Origin of the sequence: Streptomyces sp. NPDC096176 (assembly GCF_044763255.1) — a bacterium.
GTDB lineage: Bacteria > Actinomycetota > Actinomycetes > Streptomycetales > Streptomycetaceae > Streptomyces.
Genome location: NZ_JBIWFV010000001.1, coordinates 127,628 through 150,067, shown reverse-complemented (window position 1 = coordinate 150,067; position 22,440 = coordinate 127,628). Strand labels below are relative to the sequence as shown.

Annotated in this window: 25 protein-coding genes, 4 tRNA genes and 2 pseudogenes; 10 read left to right on the top strand and 21 right to left on the bottom strand. The window is 69.6% G+C overall.

Annotated features, from left to right (window positions below; translation table 11 throughout):
• Nucleotides 1-375: 375 nt before the first annotated feature.
• From rplL to ACIQ7Q_RS00760, 7 genes are all read right to left on the bottom strand, one after another.
• Entirely contained in the window at nt 376-759 is a 384-nt protein-coding gene (rplL, locus tag ACIQ7Q_RS00790; RefSeq protein WP_403854831.1) for a 50S ribosomal protein L7/L12, read from the bottom strand.
• A 111-nt stretch (nt 760-870) separates the two neighbouring features.
• Nucleotides 871-1,401 (bottom strand): 50S ribosomal protein L10, encoded by a 531-nt coding sequence (rplJ, locus tag ACIQ7Q_RS00785; RefSeq protein WP_403854828.1) that lies wholly within the window; start codon nt 1,399-1,401, stop codon nt 871-873.
• A 496-nt stretch (nt 1,402-1,897) separates the two neighbouring features.
• The gene (rplA, locus tag ACIQ7Q_RS00780; protein ID WP_005313630.1) at nt 1,898-2,626 is read right to left on the bottom strand and encodes a 50S ribosomal protein L1; all 729 of its coding nucleotides are present in this window, start codon (nt 2,624-2,626) and stop codon (nt 1,898-1,900) included.
• Between the two features lie 76 nt (nt 2,627-2,702).
• On the bottom strand, nt 2,703-3,137 hold the full coding sequence (gene rplK, locus ACIQ7Q_RS00775) for a 50S ribosomal protein L11 (protein WP_356633362.1): 435 nt from the start codon (nt 3,135-3,137) through the stop codon (nt 2,703-2,705).
• A gap of 167 nt (nt 3,138-3,304) precedes the next feature.
• Complete coding sequence (gene nusG, locus ACIQ7Q_RS00770) at nt 3,305-4,219, bottom strand: transcription termination/antitermination protein NusG (RefSeq protein ID WP_403854824.1); 915 nt, start codon at nt 4,217-4,219, stop codon at nt 3,305-3,307.
• A gap of 74 nt (nt 4,220-4,293) precedes the next feature.
• Entirely contained in the window at nt 4,294-4,581 is a 288-nt protein-coding gene (gene secE / locus ACIQ7Q_RS00765; protein WP_356633358.1) for a preprotein translocase subunit SecE, read from the bottom strand.
• A 112-nt stretch (nt 4,582-4,693) separates the two neighbouring features.
• A tRNA-Trp gene (locus tag ACIQ7Q_RS00760) sits at nt 4,694-4,766 on the bottom strand.
• A 251-nt stretch (nt 4,767-5,017) separates the two neighbouring features.
• On the opposite strand from ACIQ7Q_RS00760, the gene ACIQ7Q_RS00755 reads away from it, so the two are divergent.
• Nucleotides 5,018-6,244, top strand: coding sequence for a pyridoxal phosphate-dependent aminotransferase (locus tag ACIQ7Q_RS00755; protein WP_403854820.1), 1,227 nt, complete (start codon nt 5,018-5,020; stop codon nt 6,242-6,244).
• A gap of 119 nt (nt 6,245-6,363) precedes the next feature.
• Nucleotides 6,364-7,428, top strand: a complete 1,065-nt coding sequence (locus ACIQ7Q_RS00750) for an adenosine deaminase (protein ID WP_403854817.1) — start codon at nt 6,364-6,366, stop codon at nt 7,426-7,428.
• A gap of 68 nt (nt 7,429-7,496) precedes the next feature.
• Here the strand turns inward: ACIQ7Q_RS00750 and ACIQ7Q_RS00745 are convergent, their stop codons facing one another.
• Nucleotides 7,497-8,096 (bottom strand): TetR/AcrR family transcriptional regulator, encoded by a 600-nt coding sequence (locus ACIQ7Q_RS00745; protein WP_403854814.1) that lies wholly within the window; start codon nt 8,094-8,096, stop codon nt 7,497-7,499.
• Nucleotides 8,097-8,186: 90 nt separating this feature from the next.
• Between ACIQ7Q_RS00745 and ACIQ7Q_RS00740 the strand changes: the two genes are divergently transcribed.
• Nucleotides 8,187-8,819: an NAD(P)-dependent oxidoreductase gene (locus ACIQ7Q_RS00740; RefSeq protein WP_403854811.1), complete on the top strand. Its 633-nt coding sequence runs from the start codon at nt 8,187-8,189 to the stop codon at nt 8,817-8,819.
• Nucleotides 8,820-8,898: 79 nt separating this feature from the next.
• On the opposite strand, the gene ACIQ7Q_RS00735 is transcribed toward ACIQ7Q_RS00740, so the two are convergent.
• The 6 genes from ACIQ7Q_RS00735 to ACIQ7Q_RS00710 all read right to left on the bottom strand — a co-directional run bounded on the left by ACIQ7Q_RS00735 (nt 8,899) and on the right by ACIQ7Q_RS00710 (nt 11,634).
• Nucleotides 8,899-9,954: a UDP-N-acetylmuramate dehydrogenase gene (locus ACIQ7Q_RS00735; RefSeq protein ID WP_403854808.1), complete on the bottom strand. Its 1,056-nt coding sequence runs from the start codon at nt 9,952-9,954 to the stop codon at nt 8,899-8,901.
• 257 nt (nt 9,955-10,211) lie between these two features.
• The gene (locus ACIQ7Q_RS00730) at nt 10,212-10,640 is read right to left on the bottom strand and encodes a MaoC family dehydratase (RefSeq protein WP_403854805.1); all 429 of its coding nucleotides are present in this window, start codon (nt 10,638-10,640) and stop codon (nt 10,212-10,214) included.
• Nucleotides 10,640-11,092 carry a MaoC family dehydratase N-terminal domain-containing protein gene (locus ACIQ7Q_RS00725; RefSeq protein WP_403854802.1) on the bottom strand — a complete coding sequence of 151 codons (453 nt, stop codon included), beginning with the start codon at nt 11,090-11,092 and terminating at the stop codon, nt 10,640-10,642. The genes ACIQ7Q_RS00730 and ACIQ7Q_RS00725 overlap by 1 nt, the downstream gene beginning before the upstream one ends.
• A 98-nt stretch (nt 11,093-11,190) precedes the next feature.
• Nucleotides 11,191-11,355, bottom strand: coding sequence for a 50S ribosomal protein L33 (rpmG, locus tag ACIQ7Q_RS00720; protein WP_003956487.1), 165 nt, complete (start codon nt 11,353-11,355; stop codon nt 11,191-11,193).
• 86 nt (nt 11,356-11,441) lie between these two features.
• A tRNA-Met gene (locus tag ACIQ7Q_RS00715) sits at nt 11,442-11,514 on the bottom strand.
• Between the two features lie 47 nt (nt 11,515-11,561).
• Nucleotides 11,562-11,634 (bottom strand) — tRNA-Thr (locus ACIQ7Q_RS00710).
• Nucleotides 11,635-12,105: 471 nt separating this feature from the next.
• On the opposite strand from ACIQ7Q_RS00710, the gene ACIQ7Q_RS00705 reads away from it, so the two are divergent.
• The 3 genes from ACIQ7Q_RS00705 to ACIQ7Q_RS00695 all read left to right on the top strand — a co-directional run bounded on the left by ACIQ7Q_RS00705 (nt 12,106) and on the right by ACIQ7Q_RS00695 (nt 14,691).
• Nucleotides 12,106-13,398: an amidohydrolase family protein gene (locus ACIQ7Q_RS00705; protein WP_403854799.1), complete on the top strand. Its 1,293-nt coding sequence runs from the start codon at nt 12,106-12,108 to the stop codon at nt 13,396-13,398.
• Between the two features lie 43 nt (nt 13,399-13,441).
• Nucleotides 13,442-14,098: an SDR family oxidoreductase gene (locus tag ACIQ7Q_RS00700; RefSeq protein WP_403854796.1), complete on the top strand. Its 657-nt coding sequence runs from the start codon at nt 13,442-13,444 to the stop codon at nt 14,096-14,098.
• 83 nt (nt 14,099-14,181) lie between these two features.
• Nucleotides 14,182-14,691, top strand: a complete 510-nt coding sequence (locus ACIQ7Q_RS00695; protein ID WP_403854793.1) for a GyrI-like domain-containing protein — start codon at nt 14,182-14,184, stop codon at nt 14,689-14,691.
• Between the two features lie 113 nt (nt 14,692-14,804).
• On the opposite strand, the pseudogene ACIQ7Q_RS00690 reads toward ACIQ7Q_RS00695, so the two are convergent.
• Nucleotides 14,805-15,038: pseudogene (locus ACIQ7Q_RS00690) on the bottom strand (TetR/AcrR family transcriptional regulator); the annotation flags it as partial.
• Between the two features lie 71 nt (nt 15,039-15,109).
• Nucleotides 15,110-15,191 (bottom strand) — tRNA-Tyr (locus tag ACIQ7Q_RS00685).
• Nucleotides 15,192-15,384: 193 nt separating this feature from the next.
• Between ACIQ7Q_RS00685 and ACIQ7Q_RS00680 the strand changes: the two genes are divergently transcribed.
• The 3 genes from ACIQ7Q_RS00680 to ACIQ7Q_RS00670 all read left to right on the top strand — a co-directional run bounded on the left by ACIQ7Q_RS00680 (nt 15,385) and on the right by ACIQ7Q_RS00670 (nt 17,257).
• Entirely contained in the window at nt 15,385-15,873 is a 489-nt protein-coding gene (locus tag ACIQ7Q_RS00680; RefSeq protein ID WP_403854790.1) for a YajQ family cyclic di-GMP-binding protein, read from the top strand.
• Nucleotides 15,874-16,083: 210 nt separating this feature from the next.
• Nucleotides 16,084-16,590 carry a methylated-DNA--[protein]-cysteine S-methyltransferase gene (locus tag ACIQ7Q_RS00675; RefSeq protein WP_403854787.1) on the top strand — a complete coding sequence of 169 codons (507 nt, stop codon included), beginning with the start codon at nt 16,084-16,086 and terminating at the stop codon, nt 16,588-16,590.
• A gap of 13 nt (nt 16,591-16,603) precedes the next feature.
• Nucleotides 16,604-17,257 (top strand): alpha-ketoglutarate-dependent dioxygenase AlkB family protein, encoded by a 654-nt coding sequence (locus ACIQ7Q_RS00670; RefSeq protein ID WP_403854784.1) that lies wholly within the window; start codon nt 16,604-16,606, stop codon nt 17,255-17,257.
• Between the two features lie 24 nt (nt 17,258-17,281).
• Here ACIQ7Q_RS00670 and ACIQ7Q_RS00665 read toward each other — a convergent pair whose 3' ends face one another.
• Entirely contained in the window at nt 17,282-17,551 is a 270-nt protein-coding gene (locus ACIQ7Q_RS00665) for a GlsB/YeaQ/YmgE family stress response membrane protein (RefSeq protein WP_403854781.1), read from the bottom strand.
• Nucleotides 17,552-17,690: 139 nt separating this feature from the next.
• Here ACIQ7Q_RS00665 and ACIQ7Q_RS00660 point away from each other — a divergent pair.
• A pseudogene (locus ACIQ7Q_RS00660) lies at nt 17,691-17,845 on the top strand (amino acid permease); the annotation flags it as partial.
• Nucleotides 17,846-17,935: 90 nt separating this feature from the next.
• On the opposite strand, the gene ACIQ7Q_RS00655 reads toward ACIQ7Q_RS00660, so the two are convergent.
• The 4 genes from ACIQ7Q_RS00655 to ACIQ7Q_RS00640 all read right to left on the bottom strand — a co-directional run bounded on the left by ACIQ7Q_RS00655 (nt 17,936) and on the right by ACIQ7Q_RS00640 (nt 22,440).
• Nucleotides 17,936-18,328 carry a YccF domain-containing protein gene (locus ACIQ7Q_RS00655; RefSeq protein ID WP_403854778.1) on the bottom strand — a complete coding sequence of 131 codons (393 nt, stop codon included), beginning with the start codon at nt 18,326-18,328 and terminating at the stop codon, nt 17,936-17,938.
• Nucleotides 18,325-19,188 (bottom strand): zinc metalloprotease HtpX, encoded by an 864-nt coding sequence (htpX, locus tag ACIQ7Q_RS00650; RefSeq protein WP_403854775.1) that lies wholly within the window; start codon nt 19,186-19,188, stop codon nt 18,325-18,327. Before htpX ends, ACIQ7Q_RS00655 begins: the two co-directional genes overlap by 4 nt.
• 148 nt (nt 19,189-19,336) lie before the next feature.
• Complete coding sequence (locus ACIQ7Q_RS00645; protein WP_403854772.1) at nt 19,337-20,857, bottom strand: NADH-quinone oxidoreductase subunit N; 1,521 nt, start codon at nt 20,855-20,857, stop codon at nt 19,337-19,339.
• Nucleotides 20,854-22,440, bottom strand: a complete 1,587-nt coding sequence (locus ACIQ7Q_RS00640) for an NADH-quinone oxidoreductase subunit M (RefSeq protein WP_403854769.1) — start codon at nt 22,438-22,440, stop codon at nt 20,854-20,856. The genes ACIQ7Q_RS00645 and ACIQ7Q_RS00640 overlap by 4 nt, the downstream gene beginning before the upstream one ends.

Genomic DNA, 22,440 nt, shown 5'->3' with positions numbered 1-22,440 from the left:
TCCAGTGCGGGTTTTCGAGACCCTCGATACCCTCGTTTTTCTCAACTCCGCGAACCCCATGCGCCGTGAGGCGCACATCGATACTGCCCGTTCGGTCGTCGATCCATGCCTCGGAACCTGGATCGTCTCGACGACGCGTCCTGAGAATTGCGCGCTGCGTGCGGTTCGTCAAGGCCCCAGCCCCTGAGCTGCTGCTCCGGGGATCCTCGTCGGCCGCCGTGAGGGGCGCACGGCGAAGATCACCATACTCGCCGCTGCCCGGAGAGCAAGGCAAGCCGGGCGGGGGGCGGGCACGCCGAAGGGCGACCACCCGCTTGGGTGATCGCCCTTCAGTGTGTGCGCGTTACAGCGCGGGAGTCAGCGGACTCCGTGGGGTCACTTGACCTCGACGGAGGCGCCGGCGGCCTTGAGGGACTCGGCAGCCTTCTCCGCGGCCTCCTTGGCGACCTTCTCGAGGACCGGCTTCGGGGTGCCGTCGACGAGGTCCTTGGCCTCCTTCAGACCCAGGGAGGTCAGCTCGCGCACGACCTTGATGACCTGGATCTTCTTCTCGCCGGCGCCGGTGAGGATGACGTCGAACTCGTCCTGCTCCTCAGCAGCCTCGGCGGCGGCGGCCGGACCGGCCGGGCCGGCGACGGCGACGGCCGCAGCGGCGGTGACGTCGAACTTCTCCTCGAAGGCCTTCACGAACTCGGAGAGCTCGATGAGGGTCATCTCCTCGAACTGCGCGAGCAGGTCGTCCTGGGACAGCTTCGCCATGATGGCGTCCTTCCACTAATTCGGCAGGTGCCGGATGTACATGTAGGCGGGCGTACGTTCGGCCCGCTGCGACCGACGCCCTAGTGGGCGGCGATCAATGCGCGAGCCGAATTACTCGGCACCGCCCTGCTCGGCCTGCTTGGCACGAAGCGCCTCCGCGGTGCGGACGAACTTCGAGGGAAGCGCCTGGAAGAGCTGAGCAGTCTGGGTCTGCTTGCCCTTGAAGGCGCCCGCCAGCTTGGCGAGCAGAACCTCGCGGGACTCGAGGTCCGCAAGCTTCTTGATCTCATCGGCGGACAGCGCCTTGCCATCAAGGACACCGCCCTTGATGATCAGGTTCGGGTTGTCCTTGGCGAAGTCACGAAGACCCTTCGCCGACTCCACCGGGTCACCGGTGATGAAGGCAACCGCCGTCGGACCAGTGAACTGGTCGTCGAGCGAGGTGATCCCGGCCTCGTTGGCCGCAATCTTGGTCAGCGTGTTCTTCACCACGGCGTACTGGGCGTTCTCACCGAGCGAACGGCGCAGCTCCTTGAGCTGAGCCACGGTGAGACCCCGGTACTCGGTCAGCACGGCGGCATTCGAGCTGCGGAACTGGTCCGTCAGCTCGGCTACCGCGGCAGCCTTGTCGGGCCTTGCCATGAGCGTCGGCCTCCTTCCGGGTGATGAGGACCGCTCAGAAGGGGCTGAACAAAACGAAACGCCCCGGCGCAGGCGCACGGGGCTGAGCTCGACCGGAATCGCTTCCGGGAACTTGTCCAGAGTCACCTGCGCGGGTCGTCCGCTGCTGAGCGGATCCTTCGGCCACCGGACCCTCGGAAGGAGAGCACGGCAACGACCAGCGGTCTTTGGCTTCCTCGGAAGAGTACGCGACCGTATCGCCGCCAGGCAAATCCGCCCTTACGCCCTCGCGGGCGCCGCCGCCGGCCGGGAAGCGGCGCCGGGCGGATCCGCCTCTCCCGGCTGTCGTAGGGGCCGACGTACGGCTCCTGTGCGCCCCCTCGCGGCCGCTGGGCGCGGTGTGCGGGCCGACGCGCGCGGGCGGTCGCAGCGGAAACAGAAACGGCCCCCGCGGCCTCGGAAGAGGCGCGGGGGCCGTTCTCACAACACGCGGACCGGCAGGCCCTGAGCGTCAGGCTCAGACCGCGGCCGGGTCCTCCTCGACGAGGAGGTTGCGGGTGCGGTTGGAGTCCAGCGGGATGCCGGGGCCCATCGTCGTGGTCAGGGTCGCCTTCTTGATGTAGCGGCCCTTCGCGGCGGACGGCTTCAGACGGAGGATCTCCTCCAGCGCCGCCGCGTAGTTCTCGACCAGCTTCGTCTCGTCGAAGGAGACCTTGCCGATGATGAAGTGCAGGTTCGAGTGCTTGTCGACGCGGAACTCGATCTTGCCACCCTTGATCTCGTTGACGGCCTTGGCGACGTCCATGGTGACGGTGCCGGTCTTCGGGTTCGGCATCAGACCACGCGGACCGAGCACGCGGCCGAGGCGGCCGACCTTGCCCATGAGGTCCGGGGTGGCGACAACCGCGTCGAACTCGTTCAGGCGGTTGCCCTTGGAGATCTCGTCGATCAGTTCGTCGGAGCCGACGATGTCGGCGCCCGCGGCTTCCGCGGCCGCAGCACGGTCACCGGTCGCGAAGACCAGGACCCGGGCGGTCTTACCGGTGCCGTGCGGAAGGTTCACGGTGCCACGGACCATCTGGTCGGCCTTGCGCGGGTCAACGCCCAGACGGAAGGCGACCTCGACAGTGCCGTCGAACTTGGTGGCGGCGGTGTCCTTGGCGAGGCGGACGGCCTCGAGCGGGGCGTAGTTGCGCTCCCGGTCGATCTTTGCGTCCGCAGCGCGGAGAGTCTTGCTGCGCTTCACTTCTGCTCCTGATGTGTTGAGCGTGGAGTCGTGGTGCGGGCCAGCGCCGGCCCTACCACTGGGGGCTTTGGGGCTGTCAGCCCTCGACCGTGATGCCCATGGAACGGGCGGTGCCGGCGATGATCTTCGACGCGGCGTCCAGGTCGTTGGCGTTCAGGTCGGGCAGCTTGACCGTGGCGATCTCGCGGACCTGGGCGCTCGTGAGCTTCGCGACCTTGGTCTTGTGCGGCTCGCCGGAGCCCTTGTCCACACCCGCGGCCTTGAGGATCAGCTTGGCGGCCGGCGGAGTCTTGGTGATGAAGGTGAAGGAACGGTCTTCGTAGACCGTGATCTCCACCGGCACGACCATGCCACGCTGCGACTCGGTCGCGGCGTTGTAGGCCTTGCAGAACTCCATGATGTTGACGCCGTGCTGACCCAGCGCGGGGCCGACCGGCGGAGCCGGGTTGGCCGCGCCGGCCTGGATCTGGAGCTTGATAAGCCCCGTGACCTTCTTCTTCTTGGGAGGCATTGCTCTCTCCGGGTCCTAGTGAGAGTTATCCGCCTGCCACCCGATCATCCGGATGGAGGCATACCGCACAACGATAACGGGTATCCATGCGCGGCCAAAAACCGAGCAGGTCAGACAGCCTGCGAAAGGCGGTCTGACCTGTTCGGAAACCTGGTGCCCAGAAGCTGCTAGTTCTTCTGGATCTGGTCGAAGCTGAGCTCGACCGGGGTCTCGCGGCCGAAGATCTCGACGAGGCCCTTGACCTTCTTCGAGTCGGCGTTGATCTCATTGATCGTGGCCTGCAGCGTGGCGAACGGGCCGTCGGTGACGGTGACGGAGTCGCCGACCTCGAAGTCCAGCACCTGGACCTCGACCTTGCGGGCCGGAGCCGGCTTGCCCTCGGCCTCGGCGGCCTCGCGGGCGGCCTTCTCCTCGGCCTCCGGGGCGAGCATCTTGACGATCTCGTCCAGGGTCAGCGGGTACGGGTCGTAGGCGTTGCCCACGAAGCCGGTGACACCGGGGGTGTTGCGGACGACACCCCAGGACTCGTTCGTCAGGTCCATGCGGACGAGCACGTAGCCGGGCAGCTTGTTCTGCCGGACGTTCTTGCGCTCGCCGTTCTTGATCTGGACGATCTCTTCCTCGGGGACCTCGGCCTGGTAGATGAAGTCCTCGACGTTGAGCGAGACGGCACGCTGCTCGAGGTTCGCCTTCACGCGCTTCTCGTAGCCCGCGTAGGTGTGGATCACGTACCACTCGCCCGGGAGGCCGCGCAGCTCGTCGCGGAGGGCCGCGATCGGGTCGGCCGGGGCCGCGGGGGCCTCTTCGGCCTGCTCCTCGGCGACGTCCTCGTCACCTTCGGCAGCCTCGGCGGCGTCCTCGTCACCTTCGGCGGGCTCGGCGGCGTCCTCGACGTCCGCCTCGTCCTCAACGCTCTCGACGTGCAGGGCCTCTTCCTCGGCCGGCTTGCCCGCCGCGGAGTCGGCAGCCTCGGCCTGGTCCGGCTCCACAGCGTCCGCCGCCTCGACGATGTCGAGCTCGTCCTCGGCGGACTCGAAGCTCTCGCCGGAACGGTCGGCGTCGTTCAGGTTCGGGTCAGACACGGTGGCTGCTTCTTCCTGGATACAGATGGGGTGGAACATGCGAAAGGGGCGCCGAGTACGGCGCCCTCCGCGGATCAGCCGAAGACGTACTTGACTGCTTCCTGGAAGCCATAGTCAATCACGGTCACGAGGCCGATCATGATGACGACGAAGATAATCACCACTGTGGTGTACGTCGTCAGCTGATGACGAGTCGGCCAGACGACCTTGCGCAGTTCGGCGACGATCTGGCGGTAGAAGAGGGCCAAGCGACCCAGCGGGCCCTTCTTGCCGCGCTTGCCGCCCTTGCGGGCCTTCTTCTTCGACTCCGGGCTCTCGTCCTCGGCGTCAGGCATGTCGATGGAGCCTACGGCGTCCGTCACGATCTCTCACCTGATTCCCGGGTCGTGGCCGTGCCGCGCCCGGTGGAGCCGCACGGCGGTGCATAGAAGACTTACATGCGCTGCGCACACAACCTGGCGAAGGTGTGTGTAGCAGGGCCGGAGGGACTTGAACCCCCAACCGCTGGTTTTGGAGACCAGTGCTCTACCAATTGAGCTACGACCCTTTGTGGTTCCCCCAACCTACCGCATCCGTCCGGGTGCACTACGTGCCCGGCTCCGACGTGGCTGGTGAGGGCCAACAGCCAGTGAGTGTACGTGTTCCCAGGCCCGGCGTCGAACACAAAGCCCCGCGGTCCGCTTCCGGCCCGTCGTACCGTCCGCTCCCAGCCGGTCGAGGACGCGGCGGCCGGCCGGAGATGTCCGGTCCGCGAAACCTGTGTGCCGCGTGTCTTCGGCGTCTGGGAGCATGGGCCGCATGAGCGCTGCAACCCCTCCCACCGAGCGCCGGGTCTCCGCGCGCATCGGCGCGATCTCCGAGTCCGCAACCCTCGCCGTCGACGCCAAGGCCAAGGCTCTCAAGGCCGCCGGGCGTCCGGTGATCGGCTTCGGCGCGGGTGAGCCCGACTTCCCGACTCCCGACTACATCGTCGAGGCCGCCGTCGAGGCCTGCCGCAACCCGAAGTTCCACCGCTACACGCCGGCCGGCGGCCTGCCCGAGCTGAAGAAGGCCATCGCTCAGAAGACGTTGCGCGACTCCGGCTACGAGGTCGACCCGGCCCAGATCCTGGTGACCAACGGCGGCAAGCAGGCGATCTACGAGGCGTTCGCCGCGGTCCTGGACCCGGGTGACGAGGTCATCGTCCCGGCGCCGTACTGGACCACCTACCCCGAGTCGATCCGCCTCGCGGGCGGCGTCCCGGTCGAGGTCGTGGCGGACGAGACCACCGGCTACCGCGTCTCCGTCGAGCAGCTCGAGGCGGCGCGTACGGAGAAGACCAAGGTCGTCCTCTTCGTCTCCCCGTCCAACCCCACCGGCGCCGTCTACAGCGAGGCCGACGCCCTGGCGATCGGCGAGTGGGCCGCCGAGCACGGTCTGTGGGTGCTGACCGACGAAATCTACGAACACCTGGTCTACGGCGACGCGAAGTTCACCTCGCTGCCCGCACTCGTCCCGGCGCTGCGCGAGAAGTGCATCGTGGTGAACGGCGTCGCGAAGACGTACGCCATGACGGGCTGGCGCGTGGGGTGGATCATCGGCCCGAAGGACGTTGTGAAGGCGGCGACCAACCTGCAGTCACACGCCACGTCGAACGTCTCCAACGTGGCGCAGGTCGCCGCGCTGGCCGCTGTCTCCGGCGACCTGGCCGCCGTCGCGAAGATGCGTGAGGCCTTCGACCGCCGCCGCCAGACGATCGTGCGCATGCTCAACGAGATCGACGGCGTGCTCTGCCCCACCCCCGAGGGCGCGTTCTACGCGTACCCGTCCGTGAAGGGCCTGCTGGGCAAGGAGATCCGCGGCAAGCGCCCGCAGGACTCCGTGGAGCTCGCGGCCCTGATCCTCGACGAGGTCGAGGTCGCGGTCGTCCCGGGCGAGGCCTTCGGCACCCCGGGCTACCTGCGTCTTTCGTACGCCCTGGGCGACGAGGACCTGGTCGAGGGCGTCTCCAGGATCCAGAAGCTACTGGCCGAGGCCCGCGACTGATCCCCTCCTGCGCGGGACGGGCCTCCGGCTTCGGCCGGGGGCCCGTTTCTGCGTTCGGGCAAGGACCCGATCGGGGAAAGGGGCTGCCCGGGACGGGTTTCGTACGGCAGGATCCCTGAATGCTGCACTCTTCAGACCCCCCGCACGTACGAGACGTCAGCCTGCTGCCGAAAGCCCATCTGCACCTGCACTTCACCGGGTCGATGCGGCCCGCCACCCTCCTGGAACTCGCCGACAAGTACGGCGTGCACCTGCCGGAGGCGCTCACCGGCGGCGAGCCGCCCAAGCTGCGCGCCACGGACGAGCGGGGCTGGTTCCGCTTCCAGCGGCTGTACGACATGGCCCGCTCCTGCCTGCGCGAGCCGGAGGACATCCAGCGGCTGGTGCGCGAGGCGGCGGAAGAGGACATCAAGGACGGCTCGGGCTGGCTCGAGATCCAGGTTGACCCCACCTCGTACGCGCCACGGCTCGGCGGTCTGCTCCCGGCACTGGAGATCATCCTCGACGCCGTGGACAGCGCCTCGCGGGAGACCGGTCTCGGGATGCGGGTGCTCGTCGCCGCGAACCGGATGAAGCACCCGCTGGACGCCCGTACGCTCGCCCGGCTCGCGGTGCGCTACGCGGACCGGGGCATCGTCGGCTTCGGCCTGTCCAACGACGAACGGCGGGGCATGGCCCGCGACTTCGACCGCGCCTTCGCGATCGCCCGCGAGGGCGGACTGCTGGCGGCCCCGCACGGCGGCGAGCTGACCGGCCCCGCGTCCGTACGGGACTGCCTCGACGATCTGCACGCCTCCCGGATCGGCCACGGCGTGCGTGCGGCGGAGGACCCGCGTCTGCTGCGGAAGCTGGCCGAGCGCGGCGTGACGTGCGAGGTCTGTCCGGCGTCGAACGTGGCCCTCGGCGTCTACGAGAAGCCGGAGGACGTACCGCTGCGGACACTCTACGAGGCGGGTGTCCCGATGGCCCTCGGTGCGGACGACCCGCTGCTCTTCGGCTCCCGCCTCGCGGCCCAGTACGAGTTCGCCCGCCGCCACCACGGTTTCGCGGACGCCGATCTCGCCGAACTGGCCCGCCAGTCGGTGCGCGGTTCCGCGGCACCGGAGGACGTCAGGCGAAAGCTGCTCTCGGGCATCGACGACTGGCTGTCGGGACCGGTCGTCCGAGAGGTGACGGACCGGTGAGCCGGCGGCGCCTTTGACGAGGAGCTCGGGCAGGTGCCCCGGGCCCGGGCAGGACCTCGGCGAGGATCTCAGGCCGGGGAGATGCCGCGCAGCAGTGTGCGCGCGAGGGCCGCTGCGAAGTCGTCGAGCTGGGGCGGTCTGCCGTCCGCAGCCATCTCGTAGGCGAATGCCCGCTGTGCGCAGGCGCCGAGCAGCAGGGAGGCGGCGGCCCGGGTGTCGGCGTCGGCGTTGATGCGGCCCGCGTCGCGCTCGGCGCGCAGATAGGCGTCGAGACCCTCGATCGGCTTGTGCGGCCCCACGTCCAACTCGCGCATGGCCGCCTCGTGGCGGCGTTTGAGCTGGGGGTCCGCGTACAGGGACGCGGCCATCGGAAAGGTCTGCTCGTAGAAGAGCGCGGCCTGTCGGGCGATGTCGGTGAGGTTCTGCTCGACGCTCGCGCCGCCGGGGTCGGCGGCCAGTGTGCCCAGCAGTGCGCCGAGCCTCGGCAACCGCTCGCCGAGCACCGTCACGAACAGCTCCTCCTTGCTGGAGAAGTGCTTGTAGAGCGCCGCCTCCGAACAGCCGGCGGCCTTGGCGATCTCCTTGGTGGTCGTGCGCGCCAGGCCCAGGGAGAGCATCAGTTCGCGGGCGGCGTCGAGGATCCGTACGCGGGTCGGCTTCTGTTCCATGCACGCTCCAGAGCGGGCTTGACGGGCGGGTGAGTGCACACTCACTGTAGAGGTGAGTGAACACTTACCCACCTGAGGAGGGTGTGCACGATGAAGCTCACAGTGTTCGGCGCGACCGGCGGGATCGGCCAGGAGATCGTCAAGCAGGGGCTGGCGGCCGGCCACCAGGTCACGGCCGTGGTGCGCGATCCCGCGTGGTTCACGGTGACGGGCCCAGGGCTCGAGGTCTTCCGCTCGGACTTGGCGGACCCGCCGGCGCTCCGCCCGGCCGTAGCCGGACGGGACGCTGTGCTCTCCGGTCTCGGCGCCCGGAAGAAGACCGATGCGGGGATCGCGGCCAGGCTGACGCGTTCGGTGCTGGAGGCGATGGAGGCCGAGGGGGCCCAACGGCTGCTCGTGGTGAGTGCGGGACCGCTCGGACCGGTGCCGGAGCGAGCGCCGCTGCTCGACCGGGCCGTGCTCTCCGTCGTCAACTCCGTGTTCAAGGACATCTACGCGGATCTGCGGGTCATGGAGGACGAGCTGGCCCGCAGCGCCACCGACTGGACCTCCGTACGGCCGCCCAGGCTGCTCGACAGGCCGCTGACCGGCAGCTACCGCACGGTTGTCGGCGGCACCCCGCGCAGTGGCCGGACCATCGGCCGGGCGGACGTGGCGCACGCGATGATCGCGATGATCGACGACCCGGCGACGCTCAAGCAGGGCGTGGGCGTCGCCTATTAGGGGCTGCCCGGCACCGCCCGGCACCGGGGACCGCCCGCATCAGGGCCTGTCCGGGTATCTACAGGCTGACGCCGAGTATCTACAGGCTGACGCCGACCGTCACCGGCTCGTTGACCAGGGTCACTCCGAAGGCGTCCCGCACTCCCGCAACCACCTCGCGGGCCAGCGCGAGCAGGTCCTCCGTGGTGGCCTCGCCCCTGTTCGTCAGAGCCAGGGTGTGCTTGGTCGAAATGCGGGCCGGGCCGGAGCCGTACCCCTTGGTGAAGCCTGCCTTGTCGATCAGCCACGCGGCCGACGTCTTCGTAAGGCCGTCGCCGGACGGGTAGGCGGGCGGGGCGATGCCGTCGCCGAGCCGGTCGCGTACGCGGACGAGGAAGGCCTCGTACTCGGCGGCCGTGAGGATCGGGTTGGTGAAGAAGGACCCGGCCGACCAGGTGTCGTGGTCCTTGGGATCGAGCACCATGCCCTTGCCGGCGCGCAGCCCGAGCACCGTCTCGCGAGCGGTGGCGGCCGGGACGCGGTCGCCCACCTCGACGCCGAGGACGCGCGCGGTCTCCGCGTACTTCACCGGCGCGGACAACCCGCCCGCGTCCTCCAGCAGGAAACGGACACGCAGCACGACATAGCGGTCGGGGTCCTGCTTGAAGCGGCTGTGGCGGTAGGAGAAGCCGCATTCGGCGTTCGCGAGGGTGACCGTTTCGCCGCCGTGGCGGTCGTAGGCGATCACCTCGGTGATCGTCGAGGAGACCTCCTGGCCGTACGCGCCGACGTTCTGGATCGGGGTCGCGCCCGCGGAGCCGGGGATGCCGGCCAGGCACTCGATGCCCGCGAGGCCCGCCTCGACGGTCCGGGCGACGGCGTCGGTCCAGGTCTCCCCCGCGCCCAGCTCCAACCGGGTCCCGTCGAGCTCGAAGCCGCGGGTCGCGATGCGCAGTGCGGTGCCCTCGAAGCCCTTGTCGCCGATGACCAGGTTGCTGCCGCCGCCGATGATCAGCAGCGGCGTACCGGCCTCGTCCGCCTCGCGCACGGCGGCGATCACCTCGTCGTCGGTGGTGGCCGTGACGAGGCGTGTCGCGGGACCGCCGAGCCGGAAGGTGGTCAGGGGGGCGAGGGGGGCGTCGTGAAGTTCCTGCACGGGGACAAGAGTACGGTCCGCGCCCCCGCCGCTCGGGCGGGGCCGCGGACCGAGGTACCGGCCGGGCTCGGACAGCGAGGTACCGGCCGGCTCGGATCGCTGAGGACGGCCGACTCGGACCGCGACCGGTGCGCGTTCGCCGTCGACGGCGGCGGACCCGGGGGTGTCGGCCGCCGTGGACAGCGGTAAGGGGACAGCGGTAAGGGGCACCCCGCCCTTGGCGGAGCACCCCTTGCAACGTCCGTCCGCCGCGCCCGTCAGACGAGCTGCACCACCGCGCGGGACATGCCCAGAACCTTCTGGCCGTCGCTCATCGCGACGAGGTCCACGCGCACTCGGTTGTCGTCCAGCTTCACCGCGACCTTGCCGCTGACCTCGATCAGCGCACCCTTGTCGTCGTTCGGCACGACGACCGGCTTGGTGAACCGCACCCCGTACTCGACGACCGCGCCCGGGTCGCCGACCCAGTCGGTCACCACGCGGATCGCCTCCGCCATGGTGAACATGCCATGCGCGATCACGTCCGGCAGCCCGACCTCCGTGGCGAACTTCTCGTTCCAGTGGATCGGGTTGAAGTCGCCGGAGGCACCCGCGTACTGCACCAGCGTGCCGCGCGTCACGGGGAAGCTCTGGGCCGGCAGCTCGGTTCCGACCTCGACGTCCGCATAAGAGATCTTCGCTGCCATCACGCCTCCTCGGCGGCGCGCGCCACCAGCTTCGTCCACGCCGTCACGACCAGTTCACCGGTCTCGTCGTGGACCTCACCGCGGATGTCCATGATGTCGTTGCCCGCAAGGGACTTGACGGCCTCGATCGTCGACGTGACCGAGAGCCTGTCCCCCGCTCGCATCGGCCGCGCATACGCGAACTTCTGGTCGCCATGCACCACACGGCTGTAGTCCAGCCCCAACTGAGGGTCCTGGATGACCTGCTCGGCAGCCTTGAAAGTGATCGTGAAAGCGAAAGTCGGCGGAGCGATCACATCGGCGTGCCCGAGGGCGCGCGCAGCCTCACGGTCGGTGTAAGCGGGATTCGCGTCACCCACCGCCTCTGCGAACTCGCGGATCTTTTCCCGGCCCACCTCGTAGGGCGCGGTGGGCGGATAGGTCCGCCCCACGAAGGACTGGTCGAGCGCCATGGACTGGCTCCCTTCTGATATTGACCACAACGGAATGACGGCACGACAAACGACACGAGGCCGCCCCCAGTGGGGGCGGCCTCGTATACGAGCCTGATTCAGCGCGTTTCGCGGTGCGCCGTGTGCGAGTTGCAGCGCGGGCAGTGCTTCTTCATCTCAAGACGGTCCGGGTTGTTACGCCGGTTCTTCTTGGTGATGTAGTTCCGCTCCTTGCACTCCACGCAGGCCAGCGTGATCTTCGGGCGGACGTCGGTGGCAGCCACGTGAGTGCTCCTTGGACGGATAGGACGGATGAACGCATAAAAGAGTAGCCGATCGGAGGACCGACCCCACAATCGGCTACTGTGTGTAGCGGTGACCGGACTTGAACCGGTGACACAGCGATTATGAGCCGCTTGCTCTACCGACTGAGCTACACCGCTGCGATGCTGGATCTCCTCACCCGAAGGTGAGGATCACCGAACACCAGAGCCCCAATACGGAATCGAACCGTAGACCTTCTCCTTACCATGGAGACGCTCTGCCGACTGAGCTATTGGGGCGAGCGATGAAGACATTACACGGTCGGCCGCCGTTCGCCCAAATCCGTTTCCACGCGCCCCGTCGGCCGCCTTCCGGCCCGCTCCCGTCCCACGCACCGGCCTTCGCCGCGGCCCTCGCCGGCCGCCCGCTGCCGTCCGCTTCCGCCCGGCGGACGGACGTGCGCCGCCGGGCCGCCACCCGGGCGCCGGGCTGGTGCGGCACGCCGTTCTCGACGGCACCCCGCGCGTGACGCGTACCGTTCCCGGTGGCGCCCCGCGCAGGACCCACAGCGTTTCGACGGCACCACGCCCGCCCCGCACGCCACTTGTGACCACACCGGTACGACTATTGCGCTCCTCCTCGAAGCTCATCGCGTGCGCCCCTACGCTCGACTCACGCTGTGTGATCCTTTCCGGCTCCCACGCCGCGGCTCCCACACCCGCCCGGGCGCCGCTCGCCGTCCGAGCCCGACCGCCCCACCCAGGAGCGCGATGCCCGACAGCCAGCCGCAGCCCCCCGACGGCGCCACCGGCGACTCTGCCGCGCTGCTGCTCTGCGGCGCCCGGCTCACGGACGGCCGCACCGTCGACGTCCGGCTCAGCGGCGGCCGCATCGAGGCGGTCGGCACCGCGGGAAGCCTCCCGCCGCACTCCTCCCGCCTGGATCTGACCGGGTTCCTGCTGCTGCCCGCCCCCGCCGAACCCCACTTCCACGGCGACACAGCTCTCAGCGCGGAGACCCCCGGGCCCGTCTCCTACGACACGGAGGACGTCCAGCGGCGCGCCACCGAGGCAGCGCTGCTGCAGCTGGGACACGGGGCGACGGCGCTGCGCTCGCACGTGCGGATCGGGGACGTACAGGGCCTCGACTCCCTGGAGGCGGTGTTGCAGGCGCGGCGTTCCCTGCGTGGCCTGGCCGATCTGACCGCCGTGGCGGTGCCCCGGCTGCTGACAGGCCTCGCGGGGGCCGACGGCCTGTCGGCCCTGCGGGACGCGATGAAGATGGGCGCCGGCGTGGTGGGCGGCTGCCCGGACGCCGACCCCGACCCGACCGGTTATGTCGAGGCGGTCCTCGAGATCGCCGCCGAACACGGCTGCCCCGTCGACCTGCACACCCACGGCGACGACCCCGCACGGCTGGCGCGCCTGGCCGCGATGGCCGGCGGGCTGCGGCCGGGCGTGACGATCGGGCCGTGCGCCGGGCTCGCCCGCCTGCCGCGCGACATCGCCTCCAGAACCGCCGACCAGCTCGCGGCAGCCGGCGTCACCGTCGTCTCACTGCCCCAAGGCGGCTGCGCGGGCGTCGATCAGCGCGGCAACGCGCCGGTGCGGCTGCTGCGCTCGGCGGGCGTGCGGGTCGCGGCGGGCAGCGGTGCGCTGCGGGACGTGTGCAACCCGGTGGGCCGGGGGGATCCGCTGGAGGCCGCGTACCTGCTGTCGTCGCAGGCGGGAATACGGCCTTCCGACGCCTACGGATGCGTGGCCGGCACGGCCCGCGAGGTGATGGGGCTGCCCGAGGTGCGGGTCGAGGCCGGTTTCCCGGCCGAGCTGCTCGCGGTGCGCGGCGAACGGATCTCGGGCGTGCTGTCGCTCGCGTACAGCCGGATCGTCATCCACCGCGGGCGGGTGGTGGCCCGCACGAGCGCGGTGCGCGAGTACTGCGACTCGGCAGCCGAGGTCGCCTTCGAACTGCCGCGCCAGGGGCGCCCCGACCCCGGGCCCGGATCCGGCCCGGGGGCGGGCGCGGGACCCGGTCCTGGCTCCGGGCCCGGCTCCGGCGCCTGATTCCCTTGAGCGCCGTCCCCGGTTCGGACGTACCGTCGTAGGCATGCGCATTGTCATCGCTGGAGGACACGGTCAGATCGCTCTCCGTCTCGAACGGTTGCTCTCGGCGGGCGGGCACGAGGTCGCGGGCCTCATCCGAAATCCGGACCAGGGCAACGACCTGCGGGACGCGGGCGCCGAACCGGTGCTGCTGGACCTGGAATCGGCGTCGGTGGAAGAGGTCGCCGCCGTACTGCAGGGCGCGGACGCCGCGGTCTTCGCCGCGGGCGCGGGGCCGGGCAGCGGCGTCGGCCGCAAGGACACGGTGGACCGCGGCGCAGCGGTGCTCTTCGCCGACGCGGCCGAACGGGCGGGCGTACGGCGGTACATCGTCGTCTCGTCGATGGGCGCCGACGCCGAGCACGAGGGCGACGAAGTGTTCGACGCTTACCTGCGGGCGAAGGGCGCCGCGGACGACTACGTACGGTCCCGTCCCGGCCTCGAGTGGACGATCCTGCGCCCCGGCGTGCTGACCAACGACGCGGGCAACGGCCTTGTACGGCTGGAGGCCTCGACGGGACGCGGCCCGGTGCCGCGCGACGATGTGGCGGCGGTGCTCGCGGAGATGGTGGAAACCCCGGCGACGGCGGGGCTGACGCTGGAGCTCGTCAGCGGTTCGACGCCGGTCACCGTCGCGGTGAAGGACATCGCGGGGAACTGACGCCTCCTCCCCCGCCCCCGTTCCGCCCTCCGCTGTCTTCTCTCGTCCGATGAATTCCTTTCGTCCGTGGAGTCATTGAGGTCATGAGCAATCACACACAGGACGTCCGGCCGGTGATCGAGGAGCGCGAGGAGCAGCTCTACGCGTACATCCGCGGGTCCGTGCGGATGGACGCCTTCGCGCTGATCGCCGACCGGCTGCCCGAGCTGGTCAACTGGCTGACAGGCAAGGGTGCGGAGTTCGCGGGCGCACCCTTCTTCCGGTTCAACGCGTTGGACATGCAAGGGGAGTCGGTGGTCGAGGCGGGCATACCGGTCGCCTCGACCCCGGAGCCGGAGGGAGACATCGGGGTGGCCGTACTCCCCGCCGGCCGCTACGCGACGGTCACCCACGTCGGCCATCCCGACCAGCTTTTCGCGGTCGTCACCGCGATGCGCGAGTGGGCGGCGCGGGAGGGCCTGGAGTGGGACATGACGATGGTCGACGGGGTGGAGCACTGGGGCTGCCGGACCGAGTCGTACCTGACCGATCCCCGGGTGGAGCCTGACATGTCGAAATGGGAGATTCAGCTGGCGTTCCGGTTGGCGGACTGAGTCGCGGCCAGTCCAGGGGTGTGCCCGGAGTGCGGCCTGTTTCGTCCACGCTCCCGTGACCTGCGTCGTTCACGCTCCCGTGACGACTGCGCCCTGGCACATCGGGCACCGGTCGGGCCCGCCTCGGCGCATGCCTCGACCTGGTGACGGTAGACGGCGACGACAAGATCCGACCGGGGCGGGAAGTGACGGTAGATCGTCCCCGTCCCGACGCCGGCTCTGGCCGCGATCTCACGGATCGGCGCATCGACGCCGGAGGTGACGAACACGTCGGCGGCCGCGGCAAGCAGCGCCTGCGCTACGCAAGGGCAGCCGGCGCCGCCTCTGCTGACTGCGAGCGGGCGCAGCGTCCTGGCCACACTTACACAGAACGGCCCCTGATCGGCGTTTCCGCAGATCAGGGGCCGTATCTATCGCGTGGCGGCGCCAGGATTCGAACCTGGGTAGGCTAAGCCGACGGATTTACAGTCCGCTCCCATTGGCCACTCGGGCACACCGCCATGGGATGTCGCGCGGGAGGCAACCGCTGTGGGGCGGCGCTCCGTGGCAACGACGTAAACGATACCTGATGCGTGGGGGTGCTTCGCCACCGGATTGATCAGCGCCCTGGGCGGGCACGGGTGGCTAGGCTTGCCCGAGCGGTCCGGCTCGCGGGCCGCGCCTCCACGCACCCGATACAAGGAGCCACAGGACATGGCCGACTCCAGTTTCGACATCGTCTCGAAGGTCGAGCGGCAGGAGGTCGACAACGCCCTCAACCAGGCGGCGAAGGAGATCTCGCAGCGCTACGACTTCAAGAACGTCGGTGCCTCGATCGCCTGGTCCGGCGAGAAGATCCTGATGGAGGCGAACTCCGAGGACCGCGTCAACGCGATCCTGGACGTCTTCCAGACCAAGCTCGTGAAGCGCGGAATCTCGCTGAAGGCGCTGGACGCCGGCGAGCCGCAGCTCTCCGGCAAGGAGTACAAGATCTTCGCGTCCATCGAGGAGGGCATCTCTCAGGAGAACGCCAAGAAGGTCGCGAAGGTCATCCGTGACGAGGGCCCCAAGGGCGTCAAGGCGCAGGTCCAGGGCGACGAGCTGCGGGTCAGCTCGAAGAGCCGGGACGACCTGCAGGCCGTGCAGGCGCTGCTCAAGGGCCAGGACTTCGACTTCGCGCTCCAGTTCGTGAACTACCGCTGACGTCGGCGGGCGCGCCGGGGCACCCGGGGGCGGAGCGGCTTGGGCGCTCCGCCCCCGCCCTGTGCCCGCCGATGCGGGGTCGCATCGGGCACCGCCGGGCGTGGTGTCCGATTTCCGCCAGCTTCACGAGCGCCGCAGACGCAGACTCGTAGGAGCGGGACGGACGGAACCTCCCGCGAGAGGCAACATCCGCAAGGAGGGACGCACGCCATGACCAGGCTGTACGACACCGTCGCCAGTCCGCTGGGCGAGCTGCTGCTGGTCGGCCGGGCCTCGGCCACGGCGAAGGGCGGCACAGCACTGGCTTCGCTTTCGCTGCCGGGGCAGAAGGGCGGCGCCGTCATCGAGGACAGCTGGCGGCGCGATCCGGAGGCCTTCCAGGAGATCAACCGTCAGCTGTCGTCGTACTTTGCCGGCCGGCTGACCCGATTCGACATCGAGTACGTCGATGCCGGGACCGACTTCCAGCGCCGCGTCTGGCAGGCGCTGGAGAACATCCCTTACGGAGCGACGACCACGTACAAGGAGATCGCCGACCGGGTCGGCACCTCCGCGGTGGGCGTCCGGGCGGTGGGGACGGCGATCGGGCGCAATCCGCTGCTCGTCGTGCGTCCCTGTCACCGGGTGATCGGCGCGGACGGCGCGCTGCGCGGATACGCGGGCGGTCTTGAGTCCAAGGCGCGGCTTCTTGGGCTCGAGGGCGCGCCGGCACTGTGAGCGGAACAGCCTCATGAGCGGTGCGCTGTTCCCGCGCGAACGAGCCGTCGTCTCGCCCGGCGCCGTCCATGTGCCCGACTGGCTGCCGGTGGAGCGTCAGCGGGAGCTGGTGGTCGCCTGCCGTGACTGGGCCCGCGGGCCGGTACCGATCCGGCACACGGTCCTGCCGGGCGGCGGCGTGATGTCGGTACGCACCGTATGCGTGGGCTGGCACTGGCAGCCGTACCGGTACTCCCGCACGGCGGACGATGTGAACGGCGCCCGGGTGGCCGGATTCCCGGACTGGTTGGTGCAGTTGGGCCGCGAGGCGCTGGTCGAGGCGTACGGCGACCATCATGGGTACACACCGGACACGGCACTGATCAACTTCTACGACGGTGCGGCACGGATGGGGATGCACCAGGACAAGGAGGAGCGGTCCAGCGCGCCTGTGGTCTCGTTGAGCATCGGCGACTCGTGCGTGTTCCGGTTCGGGAACACCGAGACACGGGGCCGCCCCTATACGGACGTGGAGCTGGCGTCCGGTGACCTGTTCGTCTTCGGTGGCGTCTCACGTTTCGCGTACCACGGCGTGCCGAAGGTGCTGTCCGGTACGGCCGACCCGGCGACGGGCATGAGCAGCGGGCGGCTGAACATCACCCTGCGGGAGACCGGACTTCCGCGCTGATCCGACCCGTCGGCGCGGCTGCCCTCAGCGCGAGCGTGAGTGGCCGAAGAATATGCGGTAAGCGATCAGCAGGACGAGCGAGCCGCCGATGGCCGCGATCCACGTAGGTCCGTCGTAGAACTGGTTGGCGATCTCCCGGTCCAGGAACCGGGCGGACATCCATCCGCCGAGGAAGGCCCCGGCGACGCCGATGACCGTGGTGCCGATCAGCCCGCCCGGGTCCCGGCCCGGGAGCAGGACCTTGGCTATGACCCCGGCGATCAGCCCGAGAATGATCCAGCTGATGATGCTCATGCCGTGAACCTGCCTTTCTTACGGTGTCGTTGTCGAGGACGCGAGCCGCCCTGTGTGCGGTTGCGCTGCCATTGTGGTGCGACGCATGACACGTGAACTGCGGCGATCGTGGCGGCGCGCCGTCGCGGCGGCGCTGGACCAGGTGCCGCACCGCGGGGAGGTCGCAGGGGCGCCGTCGTCGCGGTGGTGGCGGCAACGGTGGACCTGCGCGGGGCGATCGGCTTCTCGTCGTTCGTAGCGCTCGTCTACTGCACAATCGCCAACGCCTGGGCTTGGACACTGAGTTCCAGCCGAGGCGGTGATACACACGTTCGCGTGACGGGGTCTCCCACCTGCCGTCACGGAGCGCGTCGGGCCGGATGCCGACCGAACGGGGAGCCGCGCTCAGCGCGTTGCGAACGGCTGCTCAGTCGGGACGATTTCCCTGCCCAGCGGCATCAGGGAGACGGGGATCAGCTTGAAGTTGGCGATGCCGAAGGGGATGCCGATGATCGTGATGCACAGCGCGAGGCCGGTCACGATATGGCCGAGCGCGAGCCACCAGCCGGCCAGGATCACCCACAGGACGTTGCCCACAAGTGAGGGCGCGCCGGAGTCGCGGCGGTCCACTGTCGTGTAGCCGAAGGGCCAGAGGGCGTAGACGCCGATCCGGAATGCCGCCAGGCCGAACGGGATGCCGATGACGGTGATGCAGAGAATCACTCCCGCCAGCAGGTACCCCAGAAACAGCCAGAAGCCGCTCAGGACCAGCCATATGACGTTCAGGATTGTCTTCACGGGCGACGACCTGCCATCTGCTCGAGTCGGGTGATTCGTTCCGCCATCGGCGGGTGGGTCGAGAACAGTTTGGAGATCCCGCGGCCGGGGCCGAAGGGGTTGGCGATCATCATGTGGCTCGCGGTTTCGAGCCGCGGCTCCGGCGGCAGGGGCAGTTGCTTCGTGCCGGCGTCGAGCTTGCGCAGGGCGCTGGCCAGAGCCAGTGGGTCGCCGGTGAGCTGGGAGCCGGACGCGTCCGCCTCGAACTCCCGGGAGCGGCTGACCGCCAGCTGGATCACGGAAGCTGCCAGGGGGCCGAGCAACATGATCAGGAGCATGCCGATCAGGCCGGGGCCTTCGTCGTCGTCGGAGCGGCCGATGGGGATCAGCCAGGCGAAGTTGACCAGGAACATCACCACGGATGCGAGCGCTCCGGCGACCGAGGAGATCAGGATGTCGCGGTTGTAGACATGGCTCAGCTCATGGCCGATCACACCGCGCAGCTCGCGCTCGTCGAGGATGCGCAGGATTCCTTCGGTGCAGCACACCGCCGCATTGCGCGGGTTGCGGCCCGTCGCGAACGCATTGGGGGCCTGGGTCGGGGAGATGTAGAGACGCGGCATGGGCTGTCGGGCCGCTGTGGAGAGCTCGCGGACCATGCGGTAGAGCGCAGGGGCCTCGAACTCGCTCACGGGGCGGGCGCGCATGGCCCGCAACGCCAGCTTGTCGCTGTTCCAGTAGGCGTACGCATTGGTGCCGAGCGCCACGACGAGCGCGACGAGCAGCCCTGTCCGGCCGAAGAAGCTGCCGATGACGAGGATGAGTGCGGACAGTCCCCCGAGGAGTACGGCGGTCTTCAGCCCGTTGTGCCGGCGGTGCACGGTACGCCCTCCAAGTGGTGCGGCAGGGGACCCTTTACGTGGTGGTGCTCCACTCTCCAGTGGACCCTTCTGTACTGGTCAACGCCAGGCGAAGGACACTGGTTCCCTTGCACGCCACGGCCCCGGCATGGGCCGTTCGGGTGGGGCGTCAGAACAGGCTGGTGGCGGCGAAGCGCAGGACCAGCTGGGGGTATCCGGAGAGCACGACACCGGCGGCCGCCGCCAGGGCCACGGCGACAGTGACCGAGGCGGGGGTGCGCCTCCTGGTGGGTTCCGCCGCCGTTTCCGCCGCCTCGGGGGCGCGGAACAGGACCGCCGTCCACTGCAAGTAGTAGTACAGGGCGATCACCACGTTGACGCCCATGACGACGGCCAGCCAGCCGAGGCCGGCGTCGACGGCCGCGGAGAAGACGGTCACCTTGGCGAAGAGGCCCACGATGCCCGGCGGGAGTCCCGCCAGGCAGAGCAGGAAGAAGCCCATGGCGAGGGCCGTGAGCGGGCGTGTGGCGTACAGGCCCCGGTAGTCGGAGATCCGGTTCAGCGGCCGGGTGCGGGCCACGAGGGCGGCCACCGCGAAGGCGCCCAGGTTCACCACGGCGTACATCAAGGCGTACGCGACCGTCGCACCGATCTGGACATCGCTGGAGTAGGCAGCGGCGGCGATCGGGACCAGCAGGTAGCCGGCCTGCGCCACGGAGGACCAGGCCAGGAGGCGGACCGCGCTCCACGCGCGTGTCGCCGACTGGCGCAGGGCCGCGACATTGCCGGCGGTCATCGTCAGGGCGGCGAGGACGGCGAGGGCGGGGCCCCAGATGTCGGCGTATCCGGGGAAGGCGATGACGGTCACCAGGATGAGCCCGGTGAAGCCGACGGCCTTGCCCACGACGGACAGGTAGCCCGCGATGGGCAGCGGCGCTCCCACGTAGGTGTCGGGCACCCAGAAGTGGAAGGGCACCGCGGCCGTCTTGAAGGCGAAGCCGACAAGAGTCAGCGCGACACCCGCCTTGGCGAGCGTGTCCAGCTGGCCGGGCACGTCCTCGAGACCCGCGGCGACCTGGGTGAGGTGCATGGTTCCGGTCGTGGCGTACACGAAACTGACGCCCAGCAGCGTCACGGCCGTCGCGGCGACGGATGACAGGAAGAACTTCAGCGCGGCTTCGCTGGAGAGCCGGTCGCCCCGCCTGAGACCGACCAGCGCGAACGCCGGAAGCGAGGCGACCTCCAGCGCGACCACCAGGGTGGCGAGGTCGCGTGAGGCGGGCAGCAGCGCCGCTCCCGCCGCGGAGGAGAGCAGCAGGAACCAGAACTCTCCTGCCGGGAGCTTCCTCCGCGTCTCGGTGAGGGAGAGCAGTGCAGTCAACAGTGCGCCGCCGAACACCAGGAACTGGATCACCAGGGTGAAGTGGTCGGCGGTGTAGCTGCAGGCCGCTGCGTTGTCGGTCAGGCAGAAGGTGGAACGGTCGCCCTTGCGGAGCGGCACGAGCGCGAGCAGCGAGGCGACAAGACCGGTGACGGCGGCGACGCCCAGCAGCGGCTTGCGCCGTTGGTCGATGAAGAGATCGGCGACCAGGACGATCAGGGCGACGACCGCCGTGATCGTGGGCGGCGCGACGGCGGCCCAGTCGACGGACTGGACGAGGCTGGTGACGCTGTCTGCTGCCACGGTCACGACTTGCCTCCTGCGAGGAGCTTCTGCACGGCCGGGTCGGTGAGGCCGAGGAGGGCCGCGGGCCACAGGCCGGCGAGGACGGTGAGGGCGACGAGCGGCGTCCAGGCGGCGAACTCGTACCCCCGGACATCGGAGAGCGGCTCGGCCTCGGCCCGGTCCGCCGGCGGCCTCGCTCCCATGCACACACGCCGCACGACGACGAGCAGGTACGCGGCCGTGAGCAGGGTGCCGAAGGCGCCGACCGCCATGAAGGTGAGGAACGCGGGGCGGCTGAGGCCGTCGGCAGGATCGAACGCCCCGAACAGGGTGAGCATCTCGCCCCAGAAGCCCGCGAGTCCCGGCAGCCCCAGCGACGCGACCGCGGCGAAGGCGAGCAGACCGCCGAGGCGGGGTGCGCGGCCGTACAGCGCGGCGCCCGTCGCACCGGCGAGGGCATCGAGGTCGGCAGTGCCATAGCGGTCCTTGACCGCGCCGACGAGGAAGAACAGCAGTCCGGTGATGAGGCCGTGGGCGATGTTGGCGAAGAGGGCACCGTTCACGCCGGTGGGCGTCATCGTCGCGATGCCGAGCAGCACGAAGCCCATGTGGCCGACGGACGAGTACGCGATGAGCCGCTTCAGGTCGCCGCCCGCGCCGCTCCTCGCGAGGGCGAGGCAGGCGAGGGAGCCGTAGATGATGCCGACGACGGCGAACGCGGCGAGGTACGGCGCGAAAGCGCGCATGCCGTCGGGCGCGATCGGCAGCACGATACGGACGAAACCGTACGTTCCCATTTTCAGCAGGACGCCCGCGAGGAGGACGGAGCCAACCGTCGGAGCGGCGGTGTGGGCGTCGGGCAGCCAGGTGTGCAACGGCCACATCGGCGTCTTCACCGCGAGGCCGAGACCGATCGCCAGAACGGCGATGACCTGCACGGATGCTGTGAGTCCCCGACCGTTGTCAGTGGCGAGTGCCACCATGTCGAATGTGCCGGCCTTCAGCCCGATGAGCAGGAGGCCGAGCAGCATGACGACCGAGCCGAGCAGTGTGTAGAGGATGAACTTCCAGGCGGCAGGCTGCCTCGCCTCTCCGCCCCAGCGGGCGATGAGGAAGTACATCGGGATGAGCACGATCTCGAAGGCCAGGAAGAACAGCAGCAGGTCGAGGACGGCGAAGGTCGCCAGAGTGCCGGACTCCAGGACGAGAAGCAGGGCGACGAACGCCTTCGGGGACGGGCCCGCAGGCATTTTGAAGTAGCTGTAGAGCGCGCAGAGGAAGGTCAGCAGCGCCGAAAGAACCAGAAGGGGGAGCGAGATGCCGTCGACGCCGAGGTGGATCCGCACATCGAGTGCCGGGATCCAGCTGATGTCCGTCGTGGCCTGCATCTTCGACGGTTGGTCGTGGTCGAAGCCGAGCGCCAGGACCACGGCCGCGACCAGGACCGCGCCCGTGACGGTCACGCCGTGCCGTAGAACCGCCTGGTCCGGACCGCTGCCGCGCAACCCGGGCGGGGCGGGCAGCAGGGCGGCGGCGGCTCCGACGAGCGGGCCGACGACGATGAACGCGAGAAGGAACTGCATCACGGACGCGCTGATATCGATCAC

Bases quoted from the DNA above. Each gene is read 5' to 3' on its own strand.
- rplL (WP_403854831.1), bottom strand. From the start codon at position 759: ATGGCGAAGCTGTCCCAGGACGACCTGCTCGCGCAGTTCGAGGAGATG.
- rplJ (WP_403854828.1), bottom strand. From the start codon at position 1,401: ATGGCAAGGCCCGACAAGGCTGCCGCGGTAGCCGAGCTGACGGACCAG.
- rplK (WP_356633362.1), bottom strand. From the start codon at position 3,137: ATGCCTCCCAAGAAGAAGAAGGTCACGGGGCTTATCAAGCTCCAGATC.
- ACIQ7Q_RS00755 (WP_403854820.1), top strand. From the start codon at position 5,018: ATGAGCGCTGCAACCCCTCCCACCGAGCGCCGGGTCTCCGCGCGCATC.
- ACIQ7Q_RS00750 (WP_403854817.1), top strand. From the start codon at position 6,364: ATGCTGCACTCTTCAGACCCCCCGCACGTACGAGACGTCAGCCTGCTG.
- ACIQ7Q_RS00745 (WP_403854814.1), bottom strand. From the start codon at position 8,096: ATGGAACAGAAGCCGACCCGCGTACGGATCCTCGACGCCGCCCGCGAA.
- ACIQ7Q_RS00740 (WP_403854811.1), top strand. From the start codon at position 8,187: ATGAAGCTCACAGTGTTCGGCGCGACCGGCGGGATCGGCCAGGAGATC.
- ACIQ7Q_RS00730 (WP_403854805.1), bottom strand. From the start codon at position 10,640: ATGGCAGCGAAGATCTCTTATGCGGACGTCGAGGTCGGAACCGAGCTG.
- ACIQ7Q_RS00725 (WP_403854802.1), bottom strand. From the start codon at position 11,092: ATGGCGCTCGACCAGTCCTTCGTGGGGCGGACCTATCCGCCCACCGCG.
- ACIQ7Q_RS00705 (WP_403854799.1), top strand. From the start codon at position 12,106: ATGCCCGACAGCCAGCCGCAGCCCCCCGACGGCGCCACCGGCGACTCT.
- ACIQ7Q_RS00700 (WP_403854796.1), top strand. From the start codon at position 13,442: ATGCGCATTGTCATCGCTGGAGGACACGGTCAGATCGCTCTCCGTCTC.
- ACIQ7Q_RS00695 (WP_403854793.1), top strand. From the start codon at position 14,182: ATGAGCAATCACACACAGGACGTCCGGCCGGTGATCGAGGAGCGCGAG.
- ACIQ7Q_RS00680 (WP_403854790.1), top strand. From the start codon at position 15,385: ATGGCCGACTCCAGTTTCGACATCGTCTCGAAGGTCGAGCGGCAGGAG.
- ACIQ7Q_RS00675 (WP_403854787.1), top strand. From the start codon at position 16,084: ATGACCAGGCTGTACGACACCGTCGCCAGTCCGCTGGGCGAGCTGCTG.
- ACIQ7Q_RS00670 (WP_403854784.1), top strand. From the start codon at position 16,604: ATGAGCGGTGCGCTGTTCCCGCGCGAACGAGCCGTCGTCTCGCCCGGC.
- ACIQ7Q_RS00665 (WP_403854781.1), bottom strand. From the start codon at position 17,551: ATGAGCATCATCAGCTGGATCATTCTCGGGCTGATCGCCGGGGTCATA.